This is a genomic window from Micromonospora sp. NPDC050495 (assembly GCF_040655175.1).
GTDB lineage: Bacteria > Actinomycetota > Actinomycetes > Mycobacteriales > Micromonosporaceae > Micromonospora.
Map to the genome: position 1 here is coordinate 31,976 of NZ_JBFAJK010000029.1, position 18,215 is coordinate 50,190.

The following is an 18,215-nucleotide window of genomic DNA, read 5'->3' on the forward strand; positions in this document are numbered from 1 at the left end:
ACGTTCAGTCCAGGGTGAAGTAGTCGGGACCGGCGTAGACGCCGGTCGTCAGCTTGGTGCGCTGCATGAGCAGGTCGTTGAGGAGGCTGGACGCGCCGAACCGGAACCAGTCCGGGTCCAGCCAGTCCGGGCCCACGGTCTCGTTGACCATGACCAGGTACTTGATCGCGTCCTTGGTGGTCTTGATGCCGCCGGCCGGCTTCACGCCGACCTGCCGGCCGGTCGCGGCCCGGAAGTCGCGGACCGCCTCCAGCATCACCAGGGACACCGGCATGGTGGCCGCGATCGGCACCTTGCCGGTGGAGGTCTTGATGAAGTCGCCGCCGGCCAGCATGGCCAGCCAGGAGGCCCGCCGCACGTTGTCGTAGGTGGCCAGCTCGCCGGTCTCCAGGATCACCTTGAGGTGCGCGTCCCCGCAGGCCTCCTTGGTGGCGACGATCTCGTCGTACACCTCCTGGTAGCGGCCGGCCAGGAACGCGCCCCGGTTGATCACCATGTCGATCTCGTCGGCGCCGGCCGCGACCGCGGCCCGGGTGTCGGCGAGCTTGACATCCAGGGGGGCCTGGCCGGACGGGAAGGCGGTCGCCACGCTGGCCAGGTGGACGGCGCTGCCGCGCAGCACCTCGGCGACGTACGGGACCATGGCGGGATAGACGCAGACCGCGCCGACGTGCGGGCAGGACGGGTCCGCCGGGTCGGGGCGGAGCGCCTTGGCGGCCAGTGCGCGCACCTTGCCGGGGGTGTCGGCGCCTTCGAGAGTGGTCAGGTCGACCATCCGGATCGCCAGGTCGATGGCCTGGGCCTTCGCGGTGGTCTTGATGGAGCGGGTGCCGAGTTGCGCCGCCCGCTGCTCCGCGCCGACCTGGTCCACGCCGGGCAGGCCGTGCAGGAAGGTCCGCAGAGCGGTCTCGGATCGTCCCAGCTCGGAGAGGTCCGACCGGGCCGACGTCGCTGTCGCCGTCATGCCCCGAATACTACGCACCGGCGCGCCCTGTGATCTTGGTCACGAGCGGGCTCCGGTGGTGAGCGGCGTCGCTGCTCGACCGGCACCCGTACGCCGACCCGCCGCCGGGCGGTAGGTTGAGCGATCGTGGACGTACACGTCATTGACCACCCGCTCGCCCAGTCGCGGCTGACCGCCATGCGGGACGCCCGGACCGACTCGGCGTCGTTCCGGGCCGCGCTGCACGAACTCACCACGATGCTGGTGTACGAGGCGGCGCGCTCGTTCCCGGTCGAGAGGTACCCGATCCAGACTCCGGTCACCGCCACCGAGGGCACCCGGCTGGCGAACCCGCCGCTGCTGGTGCCGGTGCTGCGGGCCGGCCTCGGCATGACCGACGCCGCGCTCGGCCTGCTGCCCGAGTCGTCGATGGGCTTCGTTGGCCTGGCCCGCGACGAGGAGACGTTCCAGCCGCGCGCGTACATGGAGTCCCTGCCCCGCGACCTCAGCGGCCTGCCGGTGCTGGTGCTCGAGCCGATGGTGGCCACCGGCGGCTCGCTGGAGCACTCCTGCCGGCTGCTCGCCGACCGGGGCTGCACCGACATCACCGTGCTCTGCGTGCTGGTGGCACCCGTCGCCATCGAACGGCTGGAGCGGTCCGGCCTGCCGCTGCGCCTGGTCACCGCCTCCATCGACGAGGGCCTCAACGACCGGATGTTCATCGTCCCCGGCCTCGGCGACGCCGGCGACCGCCAGTTCGGCGGCATGCCCCGCTTCTGAGCCCCGCCGACCGGCCCGCGGCAGCCCCGGCGGGCCGGTCGGCTCCCGCGTCCGGCGAGTCCGTGCGCGGGGTGCGCGCAGCCGCTACCGTCTCGGGCCATGACTGGTGTTGCGCTCGCCGAAGAGCTGCTGCTCCTCGCCTACGACGACGAAACCGGCAAGGCGACCATGCCCCGGATCAGCCTGGACCTCGGGATGGCCGCCGCGGTGCTGGTCGAGCTGGCCCTGGCCGGCCGGATCGCGTACGCCGACGGGAACCTGGCGGTGATCGATTCCACCCCGACCGGCGAGCCGGTCGCCGACGACGTCCTGGCCAGGATGGCCGCCGACACCCCGCACAGCCCGTCCTCCTGGGTGCAGCGGCTGCGGCACGGCCTGCGCGACCGGATCCTCGGCGACCTGTGCGGCCGGGGCGTGGTCCGGGACGTCGACGAGACCGAGCTGGGCTTCATCCACGTGCACCGCTACCCGGTCGCCGACGCCTCGGTGGAGGCCGACATCCGGCAGCGGCTGGCCGCGGCGCTGACCAGCGGGCAACTCCCCGACGAGCGGACCGCCGCGCTCGCCACGCTGGTGGCGGTGCTGCGGATGGAACCGGCCCTCCGGCTCAGCGGCAGCGCCGCCGACGAGGCCGGCAAGCGGCTGGCGGAGATCGCCACCGGCGCCGGCTTCTCCGGCACCGTGAGCCTGGACGACTCCGTGGTCCGCCCCTCGATCAGCCTGGTCATCGCCGCCCTGGCGCAAGCCGTCGACGCCGCCCTGGGCAAACGCCCCTAGCTCCCGCTCTCCGTCCGGCTGCGGGCGGGGAGCGCGTTCCCCGCCCGCCAGCTTCCGGATCAACGGGGTGCGGAAGCTAGTGGCCGAGGGTGCTGGCGATCTCGGTGCGGAGGGTGGTGACGGCCTGCTGCGCGCGGGCGCGGGCGGCCGGGACGTCACCGTCGGAGACCGGCTCCACCACCTCGAGGTACGCCTTCAGCTTCGGCTCGGTGCCGGACGGGCGGATCACCACCCGGGCGGTGTCGGTGCGCAGGATCACCACGTCCGCGCCGGGCAGCAGGTCGACGACCTCGGTCACCGGGTGCCCGAGCAGCGTCTGCGGGGTGGCGGCCCGGACCCGGGCCATCATCTCGGCGATCATCCGCAGGTCCGCCACCCGCACCGAGAGCTGGTCGGTGTGGTGCACCCCGAACTCGGCGGCCAGCTCGTCCAGCCGGTCGGTGAGCGTCCGGCCCTGCGCCTTGAGGCCGGCGGCCAGCTCGGCGACGGTCAGCGCGGCGGTGATGCCGTCCTTGTCCCGGACGTGCTCCGGGGCGACGCAGTAGCCGAGCGCCTCCTCGTAGCCGAAGGCCAGCGGCGCGGTCCCGCCGCCGGCCCGGACGATCCACTTGAACCCGGTCAGCGTCTCGTCGTACGGCACGCCCCGCACCGCGGAGATCGCCCGCAGCAGCGACGACGACACGATGGTGGTGGCGTACAGGCCGGTCACGCCGCGGCGCATCAGGTGGTCGGCGAGGAGCGCCCCCACCTCGTCGCCGCGCAGCATCCGCCAGCCGGCGCCGTCCGGCACGGCCACCGCGCAGCGGTCCGCGTCCGGGTCGTTGGCGATGGCGAGGTCCGCGCCGATGGTGTCGGCCAGCGCCACCAGCCGGTCCACCGCGCCGGGCTCCTCCGGGTTGGGGAAGGCGACGGTCGGGAAGGCCGGGTCCGGCTCGGCCTGCTCGGGCACCACCCCCGGCACCGCGAAGCCGGCACGGGCGAAGGCGGCGGTGAGCACCGAGGCGCCCACCCCGTGCAGCGGGGTGTACGCCACCTTCAGGTCGCGCGGACCGGTCGGGTCGACCACCGCGGCGGCCCGCTCCACGTACGCGGCGACCAGGTCGTCGCCGAGCACCTCACCGGCCGGGCCGAGCGGCACCCGCGCCAGCGGGCCGACCGCCCGGATGGCCGCCTCGATGCCGGCGTCGGCCGGCGGCACGATCTGCGCGCCCGCGCCCAGTTCCCCGCCGAGCTGCGCGCCCAGGTAGACCTTGTAGCCGTTGTCCTGCGGCGGATTGTGGCTGGCGGTGACCATCACCCCGGCCACCGCGCCGAGCTGCCGCACCGCGAACGCCAGCACCGGGGTGGGCAGCGGGCGGGGCAGCAGCAGCGCCGGGCGGCCCGCGCCGGTGGCCACCTGAGCGGTGCGCTCGGCGAAGGCGCGCGAGCCGTGCCGGGCGTCGTACCCGATGACCAGCGGGCCCTCGCCGCTCTGGGCGGCGAGCCAGCCGACCAGGCCGGCGGCGGCCTGGGTGACCACGGCGAGGTTCATCCCGTTCGGGCCGGCGCGCAGCGGGCCGCGCAGCCCGGCGGTGCCGAAGGTCAGCGGCCCGGCGAACCGGTCGGCCAGCTCGGGTGCGCTGCCCGGTAGCCCGTCGAGGACGGCCCGCAGCTCGTCGCGGCTGGCCGGGTCGGGGTCGTCGTCGAGCCACCGCCGGGCCTGTTCGCGAAGTTCGTCAAGTTCCTTGGTATCCGCCGCCATTGCCTCTTGATAGCACGACGGCGGATCACCACGGTCCCGCGCCCTGGCTCAGGCACCCCCGCCGAACTTGAACGAGGTCGCCATCGCGTCGAAGATCGGCCGGCTGGCGGCGAAGTCGGCGTCGTTCGCGGTCAGGTAGAACGAGTAGACCTTGCCGCCCTGGACCACCCCGCGCCACACCCCGTGCCGCTTGGTGTCGCCGTCGCCGCAGGTGTATTCGAACTCGGCCGCCGGCTGGCCGGCCAGCGTGGTCTCGGTCATCGCGAGCTGGTCGTACGGCTTGGCGCAGGACTTGCTCTTCTCGCGCAGGTTGCGCGAGGCGAACTCGGCCCAACTGGTCGAACTGCCGGTCCACTTCTCGGCGAGGATGCGGACCTTGCGGCCGTCCTGCCGAGGGTCCACGAAGTCGACGAAGACCCCGCCGGCGTTCCGGTCCCAGCCCTTCGGCACCTGGAGGGTGACGCCCTTGACCGTCTGCTCCTGCATGTCCACCGGCGGTGCGGCCTGCGCCGTCCCGCTGGGCAGCGAGGTCACGATCGGCGGCGGGGCCTTGTCGTCACCGCCGGAGAGGGCGATCACGGCGACCAGCAGCAGCACGGCCACGCCACCGGCCACCCCGAGCTGGACCTTGCGCGGCCAGCCCTTGACGGTGCCGACCAGCCGGCCGCCGAGGCCCTTCGCCGTGCCGAGCGGGCCACCGGCCGGCGCCGCGGCCGGCGTGGCCCACGGCTGGCCGCTGCCCGGCACCGACCACTGGTTGCCGGCGCCGGGGTGCGGCGCGTCCGGCCCGCCGGGCTGGAGCTGCCGGCCGTACACCGGCTGGGTGGCGTCGACGCCGCGGCCGTACACCGGCTGGGTGGCGTCGGCGCCGCGGCCGTACAGCGCCTGGGTGGCGTCCGGCGGGGCGCCGTGCGGCAACTGCTGGGTGGCGTCCGGCGCGATCCGCTGGGTGGCCTCCGGGAGCCCGCCGGCGGGCAGGGCGCCGGTCGGCGTGTGCAGCGGGCCGGCCAGCGCGTCCGCGTTGGTGTCGTCGAACGCGGCACCGCCGGCCCCGCCGGTCGGCCCGGGCCGCTCGCCCCGGCGCAGCGCGGCGAGCCGGTCGGTGAGCGACTCACCGGGCGCGATCATGGCCCGGCCGCCGATCTGCCCGCTCGGCTTCGGCTGCGGGGTGGCGGCGGGCGGCGGCGCGGCGGGCCGCTGCACCGGCACCACGGCGTACGGGTCGGTGACCGAGTTGACCGCAGTGGCGTTGCTGGTCAGCGGGCCGGCGAGCAGCTCGCGGAGCATGCCGCGGGCGGTGTGCACGTCGAGCCGGCGGGCCGGGTCCTTCTCCAGCAGGCCCATCAGCACCCGGGTCAGCGGGCCGCTGCGCTGGGGGGTGGCCGGCGGGTCCTCGACCACGGCGTGCATGGTCTCGATCGGGTCGCCCTTGTCGAACGGCGGACGCCCCTCGACGGCGGTGTAGAGGGTGACGCCGAGCGAGAAGAGGTCGCTGGGCGGGCCGAAGTCCTGGCCCATCGCCCGCTCGGGCGAGATGAAGTGCGGTGAGCCGAGCACCATGCCGGGGGTGGTGAGCTGGACGTCGGTGGGCATCCGGGCCACCCCGAAGTCGGTCAGCACGCACCGGCCGTCGGCGCAGATCAGCACGTTGGCCGGCTTGACGTCGCGGTGCAGCACGCCGATCGCGTGCGCCACCTCCAGGGCGCCGAGCAGCGCGATGCCGATCTTGGCGACCGCCCGGGGCGCGACCGGCCCGTCCTCGATCACCATGTCGGCCAGGCTGCGCGCGTCCAGCAGCTCCATCACGATCCAGGGGCGGCCACCCTCGGTGACCACGTCGTACACCTGGACCACGGCGGGGTGCTGGATCGCCGCGGCGGCGCGGGCCTCCCGCAGGGTCCGCTCGTACATCGCGTCGCGGTCGCTAGGGGCCAGCCCCGGCGGGAGGACGACCTCCTTGACCGCGACGTCGCGGCGCAGCAGCGTGTCGGTGGCACGCCAGACCGTGCCCATGCCGCCGTTGCCCACGGGTGAGCGCAACGAGTAGCGCCCACCGATGGTGGTGCCGGTCGCGGCGCGGCCAGTGGGGGGACTGACTGGTCCGCCGCTCCACGTCGGGATCTGAGTCACAGAAGAGCCACCGGGGGATATCGAGGGGGCTGGGACACAACCCCCCTATATTGCTGGTTCCGGCGGCCGATGCGAAACCCGACGCGGCGGACGTTTACCTACTCGACCGTATGTGGCCAGGTACTCACGTCGGGTCCACGGCCGTCGCGGGCCCGATGTGCGCAATCCCTCATTCATCGATGTGCCGTCGCGTCCTACCATCCGGTGATGAGCGAACGGCGGCAAAGCGAGTCGGGCTTCCCGATCAAGGGCGTGTACACCGCGGCGGACCTGCCCGGGGAGCTGGCGGAGCGGCTCGGTGCCCCCGGCGAGTTCCCGTACACCCGCGGGGTCTACCCGACGATGTACACCTCCCGCCCGTGGACCATGCGGCAGTACGCCGGCTTCGGCACGGCCACCGAGTCCAACGCGCGCTACCACCAGCTGCTGCGCGCCGGCACCATGGGTCTCTCGGTCGCCTTCGACCTGCCCACCCAGATGGGGTACGACTCCGACGACCCGATCGCGCACGGCGAGGTGGGCAAGGTCGGCGTGGCCATCGACTCCATCGACGACATGCGCACGCTGTTCGGCGGCATCCCGCTGGACAAGGTCTCCACCTCGATGACCATCAACGCGCCGGGCTCGGTGCTGCTCCTGCTCTACCAACTGGTCGCCGAGGAGTCCGGGGTGCCGGGCTCGGCGCTCAACGGCACCATCCAGAACGACATCCTCAAGGAGTACATCGCCCGGGGGACGTACATCTTCCCGCCGAAGCCCTCGCTGCGGCTGGTCGCGGACACCTTCGGGTACTGCCGCAAGGAGGTGCCGAAGTGGAACACCATCTCCATCTCCGGCTACCACATGGCCGAGGCCGGCGCGTCGCCCGCGCAGGAGATCGCGTTCACCCTGGCCAACGGCGTGGAGTACGTCCGGGCGGCGCTCGCCGCCGGGCTGGCCGTGGACGACTTCGCCCCCCGGCTGTCGTTCTTCTTCGTGGCCCGCACCACGCTGCTGGAGGAGGTCGCCAAGTTCCGCGCGGCCCGGCGGATCTGGGCCCGGCTGATGCGCGACGAGTTCGGGGCGAAGAACCCGAAGTCGATGATGCTGCGGTTCCACACCCAGACCGCGGGCGTGCAGCTCACCGCGCAGCAGCCGGAGGTGAACCTGGTCCGGGTGGCGGTCCAGGGCCTCGGCGCGGTGCTCGGCGGCACCCAGTCGCTGCACACCAACAGCTTCGACGAGGCGATCGCGCTGCCCACCGAGAAGGCGGCCCGGCTGGCCCTGCGGACCCAGCAGGTGCTGGCGTACGAGACGGACCTGACCGCCACGGTCGACCCGTTCGCCGGCTCGTACGTGGTGGAGGCGATGACCGCCGAGATCGAGGCGGCCACCGACGAGCTGATGCAGCGGGTCTTCGACCACGGGTCGGCGGTGGACGCCATCGAGGCCGGCTTCCAGAAGCGGGAGATCGAGCAGTCCGCGTACCGCATCGCGCAGGAGATCGACTCCGGCGAGCGGGTGGTGGTCGGGCTCAACCGGTTCCAGATCGACGACGAGGAGCCGTACGAGCCGCTGCGGGTGGACCCGACGATCGAGGCGGCCCAGGCGGAGCGGCTGGCGAAGCTGCGTGCCGAGCGGGACTCCGGCGCGGTCGAGCGGGCGCTGGCCGAGCTGCGGGCGGCCGCCGAGGGCGACGCCAACGTGCTCTATCCGATGAAGGAGGCGCTGCGCGCCCGGGCGACCGTCGGCGAGGTCTGCGGCACGCTGCGCGACGTGTGGGGGACGTACCGGCCCAGCGACCGGTTCTGATCCGTCAGCCCGGCGGCCCCGCACCGGCACCCGCGCGTGCCGGCGCGGGGCCGCCGTCGCGTATCCGACCTGGTCAGGCGGGGTTTTTCCGGCGTACAGTCGGTGGTCTCCCGACGCTCGGGCGGGGGCGGTGCGGCACCGGGTGGGGCCTGCCGGGCGACGCGGCCCGGCCCGTTCGACCCGGCCCGGGGGCGTGCGGCCCACGCCGGGGCCGGGGTGCGCGGCCGGTGACTCCGGGTGACGGTGTGGCGCGGACCCGCCGGGCCCCGAGTGGCCGGCCGGAATGCGGGTAAACCGTTCGGGTGACCGGGACGGACAGCGTGTCCGGTCGCACTCCGGACCGGGATGTCACCGTCGGGAGTCGCCCGACCGCCGAGGGTTGTCGGGCAATTGGCCGAGCGCCAGTTAATTGTCGCGACTAATGCGACAATTCGGAACGATGGCCCGGGTTTTGGTGACCGCTGAAACGGTTACGCGTTGTAGGAGGTGGGGGGCAGATGACGGCGTTCGACCGCGATCTACCTGCTGTCCCGCAGATTTTCGAGCCCTCCCACCAGGGCATTCGTGACGCTGCGCGGTCCGATCGCTACCCGAAAGATGTTGCGCAGCGTCACCGGCGGAGGTCTAGGCTGTCTGCTGTTCTCCCTGATGATCCATCCATCTCTAGTGATCGAGAATTCGACGTGACGAGTGCGTTGACGCTGCCGTCGAGCAGCCCACTGGCATCGTCCTGGCCGGAGCCGCCGTCCGGGTCCCAACCCCTGCCCTTCGAGCTGGACCACCTGCTCGCCCTCCGGGTACCCGGGCTGATCGCCACCCGCCGTCACATCCACTCCCACCCGGAACTGTCGGGCGAGGAGTTCGAGACGGCCGCCCTGGTCCACCGGGAGCTCTCCCTCGCCGGGCTCAAGCCGCGCCTGCTGCCCAAGGGCAACGGCGTCATCTGCGACATCGACGGGCGCCCGGACGGCCCGGTGATCGCGCTCCGCGCCGACATCGACGCGCTGCCGCTGAGCGACCCGAAGGACGTGCCGTACCGCTCCACCGTGGACGGCGTCTGCCACGCCTGCGGCCACGACGTGCACACCTCGGTGATGCTCGGCGTCGGCATGCTGCTCGCCCAGCTCGCCGACCTCGGCCAGCTCGACGGCCGGGTCCGGCTCATCTTCCAGCCGGCCGAGGAGATCCTGCCCTGCGGCTCCCTCGAGGTCATCGAGGCCGGCGGCCTCGACGACGTGGTGCAGATCTTCGCCGTGCACTGCGACCCGAACCTGCCGGTCGGCAAGGTCGGCCTGCGGGTCGGCCCGATCACCGCCGCCGCCGACAACGTCACCGTCCGGCTCACCGGCCCGGGCGGCCACACCGCCCGCCCGCACCTCACCGTCGACCTGGTCGACGCGTTGGGCCGGCTGGTCACCGAGGTGCCGACCCTGGTCAGCCGCCGGGTGCCGGCCAACAGCGGGCTGCTGCTGGTGTTCGGCCACGCCTCGGCCGGCACCCGGTACAACGTCATCCCCTCCGAGGCGTGCGCGGCCGGCACCCTGCGGGTGATGGACCGGGACACCTGGGACAAGGCGCCGAAGATCGTGGCTCAGGTGGTCCGCGACGTGCTCGCCCCGACCGGGGCCACGGTCGACCTGGAATACCTGCGCGGCCGGCCGCCGGTCACCAACGACGCCCGCGCCATCGGGGTGCTGACCGCCGCCACCGCGGCCGCGCTCGGTCCCGAGGGGATCGCGGAGACCCCGCAGAGCATGGGCGGCGAGGACTTCTCCTGGTACCTGGAGCACGTGCCCGGCGCGCTCGCCCGCCTCGGCGTCGGCCGGAACGGGCCCAATGTGGACCTGCACCGGGCCTCGTTCGACGTGGACGAGCGCGCCATCCCGGTCGGCGTACGCCTCATGGTGCAGACCGCGTTGCGGGCACTGGCGGCGGCCCGCTAGGCGACGGACCATCCACCGGACCGGCCGGCGTCGGCAGCATCGGCGCCGGCCGGTCCGGGGGCGTCCGGCGTGCCCGCCGGCGCGACCAGCGCAGCAGCAGCACCAGCGGCACCCCGATCACCACCAGGAACGGCAGCAGGGCACCCAGCACGGTGAGCGCGACGCGTACCGCGCCGACGAACGCATCCCACCCGCCGCGCAGCCCGACCAGGAAACCCAGCTCGCTCTTCTCCTCCGGCTCGACGGCCGCCGCGTCGGGGCCGACGAAGGTCACCGTGATGGTGGAGAGCGCCGTGAGGTCGGCCAGCCGGCGCTTCTTCGCCTCCAGCGACGCCAGGTCGGCCTCCCGCCGGCCCACCTCGTTCTCCAGGTTCACCAGGTCGCCGATGGTGCTGGCCTTGGCCAGCAGGTTCCGGGCGCTGGCCACCCGGGCGCGCTGGGTGGCGATCCGGGCGTCCAGGTCGACCGTCTCCTCGGTGACGTCCTGGGTGCGGATCTCGCGTTGCTCCTGCCGGCCCAGCCCGGCCAACTGGTCGATGATTGCGGTGAACCGGTCCGCCGGCACCCGCAGGGTCAGCTCCGCCCGGGCGTCGGCGGAGTCGCTGTCGCGCTGGTCGCCGCCGACGAAGCCGCCCGCCGTACGGACCCGGTCGGTCGCCTCTCGGGCCGCCCGCTCCACATCGGTCACCCGGACCCGCATCGTTCCGGTGTAGATGATGGACCGCTGGTCGACCCGCAGGTCCGCGCCGCCGGCACCGCTCTCGGCCGGTGCCGCCTTGCCCGCGCCGGCCGGCGCGCCGGCGTCGGCGCCGGCGTCCGCGTCCCGGGCGCCGCCCGCGGCCGGCGCGGCCCCGGAATCCGTGGCCGTGCCCCCGCCGTCCGCGCCGCAACCCGCCAGCGCCAGCACCGCGGCCAGCCCCACCGCCGCCAGCAGCGCGCCCCGGCGGCGTGTTCCTCGTACGCTCATCTCCCCGCTCCGATCCTCCGCGGCCCCACCCGGAGCCGATACGTCGGACGTGGCGCGCTACCGCGCCGGTTCCGGCAGACTGCGACGAGGACATCACGATTCGATAATCGAGGAGTCACGATGCAGGTCACCAAGTACGCCCACTCCTGCCTCCGGATCGAGCACGACGGGGGAGTGCTCGTGGTGGACCCCGGTGTCTTCAGTGACACCGCCGCGCTGGACGGGGTGGACGCGGTGCTGATCACGCACGAGCACCCGGACCACGTGAACGTCGAGGCGCTCACCCAGGCGCTGGAGCGCCGCCCGATCCCGGTCCACGGGCCCGCCTCGCTGGTCGGCGTGCTCGGCGACGCCGCCGAGACCCTGACCGTGGTCACGCCCGGCGAGTCGTTCACCGCCGCCGGCGTGCCGGTGCGGGCCTACGGCGGGCAGCACGCCGTCATCCACCCGGACATCCCGGTCGTCCCGAACGTGGGCTACCTGGTCAACGACGTGGTCTACCACCCGGGCGACGCCCTGGTCGTGCCCGAGGACGTCCAGGTGGACACGCTCTTCGCCCCGATCCACGCGCCCTGGAACAAGTTCTCCGAGGTGCTCGACTTCATCCGGGCGGTCGCCCCGCGCCGCGCCTACGCGCTGCACGACGCGCTGCTCAACCACAACGGCCTCGGGGTGCTCGACCGGCAGTACGCCGCGATGTCGAAGACCGACTACCGCCGCCTGGAACCGGGCACCCGGATCGACGCCTGAGCGATGCCCGACCCGTCCCGTGAGCTGATCCGGCGGCTCTACGCCACGCCGCCGGACCGGTTCGTCGCGGCTCGGGACGCCGCGGTCGCCGAGGCCCGCCGCGCCGGTGACCCGAAGACCGCCCGGGAGATCGGCAAGCTGCGCCGGCCCACCGTCGCCGCCTGGCTGGTCAACCTGCTCGCCATCCGCCGCCCGGAACTCGTCGCCGACCTGGGCCAGCTCGCCGAGTCGCTCCGCTCCGCCCAGCGGGAGCTGCGTGGCAGCCGGCTCCGCGAGCTCTCCGCGCAGCGCCGGGCCGTGGTCGGCGCCCTCGTCGCCGAGGTACGCAAGCTGGCCGCCGCCGAACCCGACACCCCGCCGGCCGGCAAGCTGCCGCTGGGCGAGGTCGAGGCGACGCTCAACGCCGCGCTCTCCGACACCGAGGTCGCCGACCAGATCCGTGCCGGCCGGCTGCTCCGCGCCACCCATTACGCCGGCTTCGGCGAGGTGCCCCGGCCACAGCTGCGGCTGGTCACCGGCGGGGTCGAGGAGCCACCCGCACCGGAGCGGGCGGCCGAGCGGGCCGGCGACCGGCGGGCGCGCGACGAACGGGCCGCCGAGCGGGCCGCCCGCGCCGAGCGGGCCAAGCGCCGCCGGGCGCTGGACCGCGAGCTGGCGAAGGCCCGCGAGGACCAGGACCGGGCCGAGCGGGAACTGGCCGGGACGGTCCGCGCCGAGCAGGACGGCGCCGCGACCCTGGACCGGATCGAGACCGAACTGGCCGAGCTGGAACGCCGGCGGGCCGTCGCCGAGCAGGAGTTGAGCCGGGCGAAGCTGGCCCGTCGCGGCGCCGAACGGTCGGTCAGCGCGGCCCGCCGGCGGACCGGCGAGGTCGAGGCCGCAGTGGAGGCGTTGGCGGCCGAAGAGGGGGATGTCGCGGCGGGTGATCCGCAGGCAGACTGACGGTGATGGATGACCATGGTGGACACCCGGCGGTGCGGCGTCGATGACTCCCGAGCAGGTCGCCGCCGCCAGCAAGCCGCTGGTACTGGAGTTGGGGGAGGCGTTCGCGCGCTGTCCGTCGACGCTGCGCCGGGCCCGGCTGCTCGGCATCTCCGGGTGGGCGTTCTACATCACCGGCCGGGCCGGCGCGCTCGGCGACGTCCGCGCCGAGACCGTCGCGGCGGCGCTCGGCTTCATCGCCCCGGACGCGGTCGCCGACGGCTGGGACGCCGCGGCGCGTACCGTCCGGCCGCTGGCGGTGGCCGAGGCGAACCTGGCCGAGTGCTGCCGGTGGGGCGCCGACCGGCTGGGCGACGCCCCCGGGGTGCCCCGCCTGGCCGGCCTGCTGGAGCGTGCCGTCGGCGCGGCCGAGGCCAGCGGGATGCCGCTCTTCGCCGCCTGGCGGGCCATGCCGGTGCCGGACCGCTCCCCGGGGGCCCGGGCCGCGGTCGGGCTGCTGCTGCTGCGGGAACACTTCGCCGGGGCGCACCTGCTCGCGGTCCGGGCCGCCGGGATGACCCCGCTGGAGGCGGTGCTCGCCGGCCCGGAGGGGGAGGCGGGGGCCGCGGCCTGCGGGTGGCCACCTCCGTACCCGCCGGTCGGGCCGCTGGTGCGACGGCGGCTCTGGGCGGAGGCGGTGACCGACCGGCTCGCCTCGGTCGCGTTCCGGGCGCTCGCCCCCGGCGAGGGGGCGGAGCTGCTCAACCTGCTCTCCGCCGCCCGGCTGCACCAACGCGGCCGGCAAAAATGAGCGGCGCCACCGCCGGGCGGACTGCCACTATCGCCGGCGTGACGCTTCCCGCCGGCTGGACCGCCCGCCGCCCCACCCTCGATGACGTGCCCGCGATCCTGGCGGTGGTGCACGCCGCGGACACCTTCGCCGTCGGCTACCCCGACTTCGACGCCGAGGACGTCCGGGACGCCCTGACCGCGCCCTTCGTCGACATGACCCGCGACTCCTGGCTGGTCACCGACCCGGACGGCACCGCGGTGGGCTGGACGATCCTGAGCAACCCCACCGGGGTGGGCCGGGAGTTCGTCGAGGTCTACGTCGATCCGGAGCGCGGCGCCGGGCTGCGCGCCCCGCTGCTGGCCCGACTGCTCGACCGGGTCGCCGAGCGGGCCGCCGAGCGCGGCCTGCCCGCCCTCACCACCCGCACCGCCGTCTTCGCCCCGGAGACCCGCTGGGCGGCGGAGCTGGCCGAGGCGGGCTTCACCCGGATCAAGCGGTACATCCGGATGAGCCGGTCGCTGGCCGACCTGCCCGCCGAGCCGGCGCCCCCGCCCGGGGTGACCATCCGGACCGTGAACGCCGACGACGAGGCCGACCTGCGGCTGTTCCACCGGATCTTCGACACCGCGTTCCGGGACACCCCGGACTACGAGCCGGTCGACTTCGAGCAGTGGCGGTCGCAGCTGCCGTCCTACGGCAAGATCTGGGACGAGTGGTTCCTGGCCGAGGTCGACGGGGCGCCAGCCGGTGCCCTGCAATCCTCCGACCAGGCCCTCGACCAGGATCTGGGCTGGGTCCGGACGCTGTCGGTGCTGCCCGCGTACCGCCGGCGCGGGGTCGGGGCGGCGCTGCTGCGCCGGGCCTTCGCGGTCTACGCGGCCAAGGGCCGGACCGGGGCCGGGCTCGGCGTCGACCTGGCCAACCCGACCACCCCGGTCACCCTCTACCGGTCGGTGGGGCTGGTCGAGACGCGCTGGACCGACATGTACGACCGGAGTGTCCCCGCCCGGACTGTGGGATAGCCGACCCCCGCCGGGGCCGCCGGCCGGCCGGGATCCCGGCCGGAGCAGACTCGGTGGCGTGAGAAATCGGCTAGGCCGACGCGGTGCCCGTGGGGCGGGACCGCAGCTCGGTGACGTAGTCGTCCGGCGCGCCCGCCTTCTCGGCCGCGTTCGCGATCTCCGACAGGTACCACGAGGTCGGCAGGCCACCCTCGTACCCGTCGAAGACGTAGACCCAGGCGGTCACGTCCCCGTCCAGCGTCGAGACCCGGACGGTCAGTCGGCGGTACGTCTCGGCGGTCACGCCCTCGATCTCGTCGAGCTGGGCGGCGTCGTACGGGTGGATGTCGTAGAGCGCCACGAAGACCCGGTCGCCCGGGGACTCGACCACGGTGCTGACCGAGCCTTCCCAGCCGATCACGTCCTCGCCCGCGAAGGTGAGCCGCCACCCCTCCAGCCAGCCGGTATCCACCATCGGCGAATGCGGACAGTAGGCACGCATGCGGGCGGGATCCAGGTTTGAGCCATAGGCGGCGTACAGACGCACGGCGATGACGATAGCCCGGCCGGCCGGTGGGGGAGAATACGACGGTGCGTGTCGAGCGCGATGGGGAGAAGAAAGTCACTGTGAGCACTGACGAGGGGCGAGCGCGGTGAGCGCGAGGAGCGCAGCGGAGCGGAGCCCCGCAGTCGCGAACGAAAGGATGGCTCGGTGAGCGCGAGGAGCGCAGCGGAGCGGAGCCCCGCAGTCGCGAACGAAAGGATGGCCCTGTGAGCCAGATCGTGATCATCGGCGGGGGGCCGGCCGGGTACGAGGCGGCGCTGGTCGCCGCCCAGCTGGACGCTGATGTCACCGTGGTCGAGGCCGAGGGCGCCGGCGGCGCCTGCGTGCTCTCCGACTGCGTCCCGTCGAAGACCTTCATCGCCAGCTCCCAGGTGGTCACCGGCTACCGGGACACCGAGGAGTTCGGGGTGGACTCCGACGGCCTGGAGGCGGTGACCGTCGACGCCCGCGCGGTGCACGAGCGGGTGAAGCGGCTCGCCCTGGCCCAGTCCGCCGACATCCACGACAAGCTGGTCAAGGCCGGCGTCGAGTTCGTGGCCGGGACGGCCCGGCTCGGCGAGGACACGCTCGGTCACACCCACCGGGTGAACGTGACCCCGGCCGGCGGCGGCGCGGAGTACGCGATCGCCGCGTCCACCGTGCTGATCGCCACCGGCGCCACCCCGCGCCAGCTCCCCACCGCCGTGCCGGACGGCGAGCGGATCCTCACCTGGCGCCAGGTGTACGACCTGCCGGAGCTGCCCGAGCACCTGATCGTGGTCGGCTCCGGCGTGACCGGCGCCGAGTTCGCCAGCGCGTACCTGGCGATGGGGGTGCCGGTCACCCTGGTCTCCAGCCGGGACCGGGTCATGCCGCACGAGGACGCCGACGCGGCCTCGGCGATCGAGCGGGTGTTCCGCAACCGGGGCATGACCATCCTGAACAACTCCCGGGCCGAGGCGGTGCGCCGGGTCGGCGACGGCGTCGAGGTGGTGCTCGGCGACGGCCGGGTGGTGGCCGGCTCGCACGCGCTGATCGCGGTCGGCTCGATTCCCAACACCGCCAACCTGGGCCTCGCCGAGTACGGCGTCGAGCTGGCCCGGGGCGGTTACGTCACGGTCGACCGGGTCTCCCGCACCAACGTCCCCGGCATCTACGCGGCCGGCGACTGCACCGGGGTGCTGCCGCTGGCCAGCGTCGCCGCCATGCAGGGGCGGATCGCCATGTGGCACGCGCTCGGCGAGGCGGTCCGTCCGCTGCGGCTGCGTACCGTCGCGGCGAACGTCTTCACCGACCCGGAGCTGGCCACCGTCGGCGTCTCGCAGGACGAGGTGGACGCCGGCAAGGTCCCGGCCCGCCAGGTGATGCTGCCGCTGTCCGGCAACGCCCGGGCGAAGATGGACGACCTGGCCGACGGCTTCGTGAAGCTCTTCTGCCGGCCGGCCAGCGGCCAGGTGATCGGCGGCGTGGTGGTGGCGCCGAAGGCCAGCGAGCTGATCCTGCCGATCACCATGGCGGTGGAGAACAACCTCACCGTCAACGAGCTGGCCCAGACCATCACCATCTACCCGTCGCTGTCGGGTTCGATCACCGAGGCCGCCCGCCAGCTCATGCTGCACGAGCTGGAGTGAGGTCGCGCCCGCGCGGCGCGGTGCCGGCCGGGCTGGGCTGCTCCCCGACCCGGGGCGCCGCCGGCGCGCCGCCCCCGCGCCGCACCAGCGTGGCCGCGACGACCGCGAGCAGGGCCACCTCGGCCAGCACGAGCAGGCGTTCGGCGAGACCGATCAGGACCCGGTCGCCGGGGTAGGCGGACCAGATCATGGCGGCGGCGAGCAGCAGGCTGGTGACGGTGAGCCCGCGCAGCCAGCCGGCGGCCCCGCCGCCGAGCCGCCGGGCGAGCAGCCAGCCGGCCAGCGGCAGGGCGAGGAAGGCCACCACCGACGCGTACCGGTGCACGTAGGCGGCGGTGTCCATGGGCAGGCCGGGCTCGTTGGTGGGTATCACGGCGGCGGCCACCAGACCGGCCGACCACGCCGCGAGCAGGGCCAGCGCCGGCCGCGCCACGCCGGTCCGGCGCAGGCTCGGCAGGAGTACGACGGTGGCCCCGGCGAGCAGCGCCATGGCCACGTCGATGACCCCGCCCCGGTCCGAGACGGCGTAGTCGCTGACGGTCAACGACCAGGGGTTCAGGTCGTCGTTCACCTCGAGGTGACCGATCACCGCGAGCACCGCCGCCAGGGCGATCCCGCCGAGGGCCAACAGCCCGATCGTCCGGTTTTCACGCATGCCTCAGCCTGTCGCCGCCGGCACCCGAAACGGATCCGGGCCGGCCACCCACTTCCATCCCCGGGTCGCCCCCTAGAGGCCCGGGCGCGGGCGCGGTCAGGCGACGTTCAACTGGATGTTCCCGATCCGGGCGACGATGTCGAGGTGACCACCGAGGCCGGTCACGTAGGCCCGGAGTGTCTCGAGGCTCGTGCTCTCCCCGTTTTCAATCTGACTGATCCTGGCCTGGGTCAGGCCCGCGGCCTCAGCGAGCTGGATCTGCGTCATACCCAACTGCTTCCGGATCTCCGCGAGCTGAGCGCCGCTGACCGAGGCGAGCATCTGCTCCCGCATCCGCCCACGCCGAGCCACCCGATCAGGGGCGTCCCAGGCAGGGTCGATCTGCCTGGCCTTCGCCTTGACGTCCTGCCAGTTCTCTCCACCGGTCATGGCTGCGTTTCCTTGAGGCTGATCAGGTGCTCCTGGAACCGTTCGTCCGCCAAGGGTATGGCCGTCAGGTACCAGCTCTGCCACTGGCCCGACTTGTCCCCGGCAACCAGGAAGACGGCTTCCCGAAGGGGATCGAACGCGAAGATCATCCGTACCTCCGTCGAGCCGGTTGAACCGGGCCGCAGTTCCTTCATGTGATGGAAGCCGCTGCCCTTCAGGCGATCGACCAGTGGTCGACCGAGCGATGGACCGTGCTGCGCCAGTAGGTCGATTGCCTCACTGACCAGGTCCGCTGTGGTGGGGTCGGTGCTACAGAGGTCCAGAAACCACGACTCGACCTCGGGGTGCAGCCTTACCTCCCACATGCCGTCAATATAAGGTCAGCTTATATTGTTCAGGTCGATGACGCGCCGGCAAGT

The 18,215-nt window shown here is 73.7% G+C and carries 17 protein-coding genes; 9 read left to right on the forward strand and 8 right to left on the reverse strand.

The annotated features are described in order from the left end of the window. Nucleotides 1-4: 4 nt before the first annotated feature. Nucleotides 5-964, reverse strand: a complete 960-nt coding sequence (gene deoC, locus AB0I11_RS23970; RefSeq protein WP_357324546.1) for a deoxyribose-phosphate aldolase — start codon at nt 962-964, stop codon at nt 5-7. Between the two features lie 126 nt (nt 965-1,090). Between deoC and upp the strand changes: the two genes are divergently transcribed. Further along, complete coding sequence (gene upp, locus AB0I11_RS23975; protein ID WP_357324549.1) at nt 1,091-1,723, forward strand: uracil phosphoribosyltransferase; 633 nt, start codon at nt 1,091-1,093, stop codon at nt 1,721-1,723. 99 nt (nt 1,724-1,822) lie between these two features. Further along, nucleotides 1,823-2,500, forward strand: a complete 678-nt coding sequence (locus AB0I11_RS23980; protein ID WP_357324552.1) for a GPP34 family phosphoprotein — start codon at nt 1,823-1,825, stop codon at nt 2,498-2,500. A 76-nt stretch (nt 2,501-2,576) separates the two neighbouring features. On the opposite strand, the gene AB0I11_RS23985 is transcribed toward AB0I11_RS23980, so the two are convergent. Both AB0I11_RS23985 and AB0I11_RS23990 read right to left on the reverse strand, forming a co-directional pair. Further along, a complete protein-coding gene (locus AB0I11_RS23985; RefSeq protein WP_357324554.1) occupies nt 2,577-4,241 on the reverse strand; it encodes a phospho-sugar mutase in 1,665 nt (554 codons plus the stop codon). A gap of 48 nt (nt 4,242-4,289) precedes the next feature. Beyond that, nucleotides 4,290-6,371 (reverse strand): serine/threonine-protein kinase, encoded by a 2,082-nt coding sequence (locus AB0I11_RS23990; protein ID WP_357324557.1) that lies wholly within the window; start codon nt 6,369-6,371, stop codon nt 4,290-4,292. A 207-nt stretch (nt 6,372-6,578) separates the two neighbouring features. On the opposite strand from AB0I11_RS23990, the gene AB0I11_RS23995 reads away from it, so the two are divergent. Together AB0I11_RS23995 and AB0I11_RS24000 are read left to right on the forward strand one after the other, a co-directional pair. Continuing rightward, nucleotides 6,579-8,162 (forward strand): methylmalonyl-CoA mutase family protein, encoded by a 1,584-nt coding sequence (locus AB0I11_RS23995; protein WP_357324560.1) that lies wholly within the window; start codon nt 6,579-6,581, stop codon nt 8,160-8,162. Nucleotides 8,163-8,845: 683 nt separating this feature from the next. Then, a complete protein-coding gene (locus AB0I11_RS24000) occupies nt 8,846-10,105 on the forward strand; it encodes an amidohydrolase (RefSeq protein ID WP_357324562.1) in 1,260 nt (419 codons plus the stop codon). On the opposite strand, the gene AB0I11_RS24005 is transcribed toward AB0I11_RS24000, so the two are convergent. Beyond that, on the reverse strand, nt 10,062-11,072 hold the full coding sequence (locus AB0I11_RS24005; RefSeq protein ID WP_357324565.1) for a DUF4349 domain-containing protein: 1,011 nt from the start codon (nt 11,070-11,072) through the stop codon (nt 10,062-10,064). The two genes, AB0I11_RS24000 and AB0I11_RS24005, sit on opposite strands and share 44 nt — an antisense overlap. Before the next feature lie 120 nt (nt 11,073-11,192). Between AB0I11_RS24005 and AB0I11_RS24010 the strand changes: the two genes are divergently transcribed. From AB0I11_RS24010 to AB0I11_RS24025, 4 genes are read left to right on the forward strand one after another with little or no spacing between them, the layout of a single operon-like run. Beyond that, complete coding sequence (locus AB0I11_RS24010) at nt 11,193-11,822, forward strand: MBL fold metallo-hydrolase (protein ID WP_357324568.1); 630 nt, start codon at nt 11,193-11,195, stop codon at nt 11,820-11,822. 3 nt (nt 11,823-11,825) lie between these two features. Continuing rightward, on the forward strand, nt 11,826-12,764 hold the full coding sequence (locus tag AB0I11_RS24015) for a hypothetical protein (protein WP_357324571.1): 939 nt from the start codon (nt 11,826-11,828) through the stop codon (nt 12,762-12,764). Between the two features lie 43 nt (nt 12,765-12,807). Next, a complete protein-coding gene (locus tag AB0I11_RS24020; protein WP_357324574.1) occupies nt 12,808-13,554 on the forward strand; it encodes a hypothetical protein in 747 nt (248 codons plus the stop codon). Nucleotides 13,555-13,592: 38 nt separating this feature from the next. Continuing rightward, entirely contained in the window at nt 13,593-14,558 is a 966-nt protein-coding gene (locus AB0I11_RS24025; protein WP_357324577.1) for a GNAT family N-acetyltransferase, read from the forward strand. 70 nt (nt 14,559-14,628) lie between these two features. Here AB0I11_RS24025 and AB0I11_RS24030 read toward each other — a convergent pair whose 3' ends face one another. After that, the gene (locus tag AB0I11_RS24030; protein ID WP_357324580.1) at nt 14,629-15,084 is read right to left on the reverse strand and encodes a gamma-glutamylcyclotransferase; all 456 of its coding nucleotides are present in this window, start codon (nt 15,082-15,084) and stop codon (nt 14,629-14,631) included. A 224-nt stretch (nt 15,085-15,308) separates the two neighbouring features. Here AB0I11_RS24030 and AB0I11_RS24035 point away from each other — a divergent pair, with 224 nt between their 5' ends. Then, complete coding sequence (locus AB0I11_RS24035) at nt 15,309-16,712, forward strand: NAD(P)H-quinone dehydrogenase (protein WP_357324583.1); 1,404 nt, start codon at nt 15,309-15,311, stop codon at nt 16,710-16,712. Here AB0I11_RS24035 and AB0I11_RS24040 read toward each other — a convergent pair. From AB0I11_RS24040 to AB0I11_RS24050, 3 genes are all read right to left on the reverse strand, one after another. Next, nucleotides 16,690-17,367: a DUF998 domain-containing protein gene (locus AB0I11_RS24040; protein WP_357324586.1), complete on the reverse strand. Its 678-nt coding sequence runs from the start codon at nt 17,365-17,367 to the stop codon at nt 16,690-16,692. The two genes, AB0I11_RS24035 and AB0I11_RS24040, sit on opposite strands and share 23 nt — an antisense overlap. A gap of 96 nt (nt 17,368-17,463) precedes the next feature. Continuing rightward, on the reverse strand, nt 17,464-17,796 hold the full coding sequence (locus tag AB0I11_RS24045) for a helix-turn-helix transcriptional regulator (RefSeq protein WP_357324589.1): 333 nt from the start codon (nt 17,794-17,796) through the stop codon (nt 17,464-17,466). Further along, complete coding sequence (locus AB0I11_RS24050) at nt 17,793-18,161, reverse strand: type II toxin-antitoxin system RelE/ParE family toxin (RefSeq protein WP_357324592.1); 369 nt, start codon at nt 18,159-18,161, stop codon at nt 17,793-17,795. The genes AB0I11_RS24045 and AB0I11_RS24050 overlap by 4 nt, the downstream gene beginning before the upstream one ends. Between the last annotated feature and the right edge of the window lie 54 nt (nt 18,162-18,215).

Bases quoted from the DNA above. Each gene is read 5' to 3' on its own strand.
- AB0I11_RS24045 (WP_357324589.1), bottom strand. From the start codon at position 17,796: ATGACCGGTGGAGAGAACTGGCAGGACGTCAAGGCGAAGGCCAGGCAG.
- AB0I11_RS24010 (WP_357324568.1), top strand. From the start codon at position 11,193: ATGCAGGTCACCAAGTACGCCCACTCCTGCCTCCGGATCGAGCACGAC.
- AB0I11_RS24040 (WP_357324586.1), bottom strand. From the start codon at position 17,367: ATGCGTGAAAACCGGACGATCGGGCTGTTGGCCCTCGGCGGGATCGCC.
- deoC (WP_357324546.1), bottom strand. From the start codon at position 964: ATGACGGCGACAGCGACGTCGGCCCGGTCGGACCTCTCCGAGCTGGGA.
- AB0I11_RS24005 (WP_357324565.1), bottom strand. From the start codon at position 11,072: ATGAGCGTACGAGGAACACGCCGCCGGGGCGCGCTGCTGGCGGCGGTG.
- AB0I11_RS23985 (WP_357324554.1), bottom strand. From the start codon at position 4,241: ATGGCGGCGGATACCAAGGAACTTGACGAACTTCGCGAACAGGCCCGG.
- AB0I11_RS24050 (WP_357324592.1), bottom strand. From the start codon at position 18,161: ATGTGGGAGGTAAGGCTGCACCCCGAGGTCGAGTCGTGGTTTCTGGAC.
- AB0I11_RS23995 (WP_357324560.1), top strand. From the start codon at position 6,579: ATGAGCGAACGGCGGCAAAGCGAGTCGGGCTTCCCGATCAAGGGCGTG.
- AB0I11_RS23980 (WP_357324552.1), top strand. From the start codon at position 1,823: ATGACTGGTGTTGCGCTCGCCGAAGAGCTGCTGCTCCTCGCCTACGAC.
- AB0I11_RS24015 (WP_357324571.1), top strand. From the start codon at position 11,826: ATGCCCGACCCGTCCCGTGAGCTGATCCGGCGGCTCTACGCCACGCCG.
- AB0I11_RS24020 (WP_357324574.1), top strand. From the start codon at position 12,808: ATGACTCCCGAGCAGGTCGCCGCCGCCAGCAAGCCGCTGGTACTGGAG.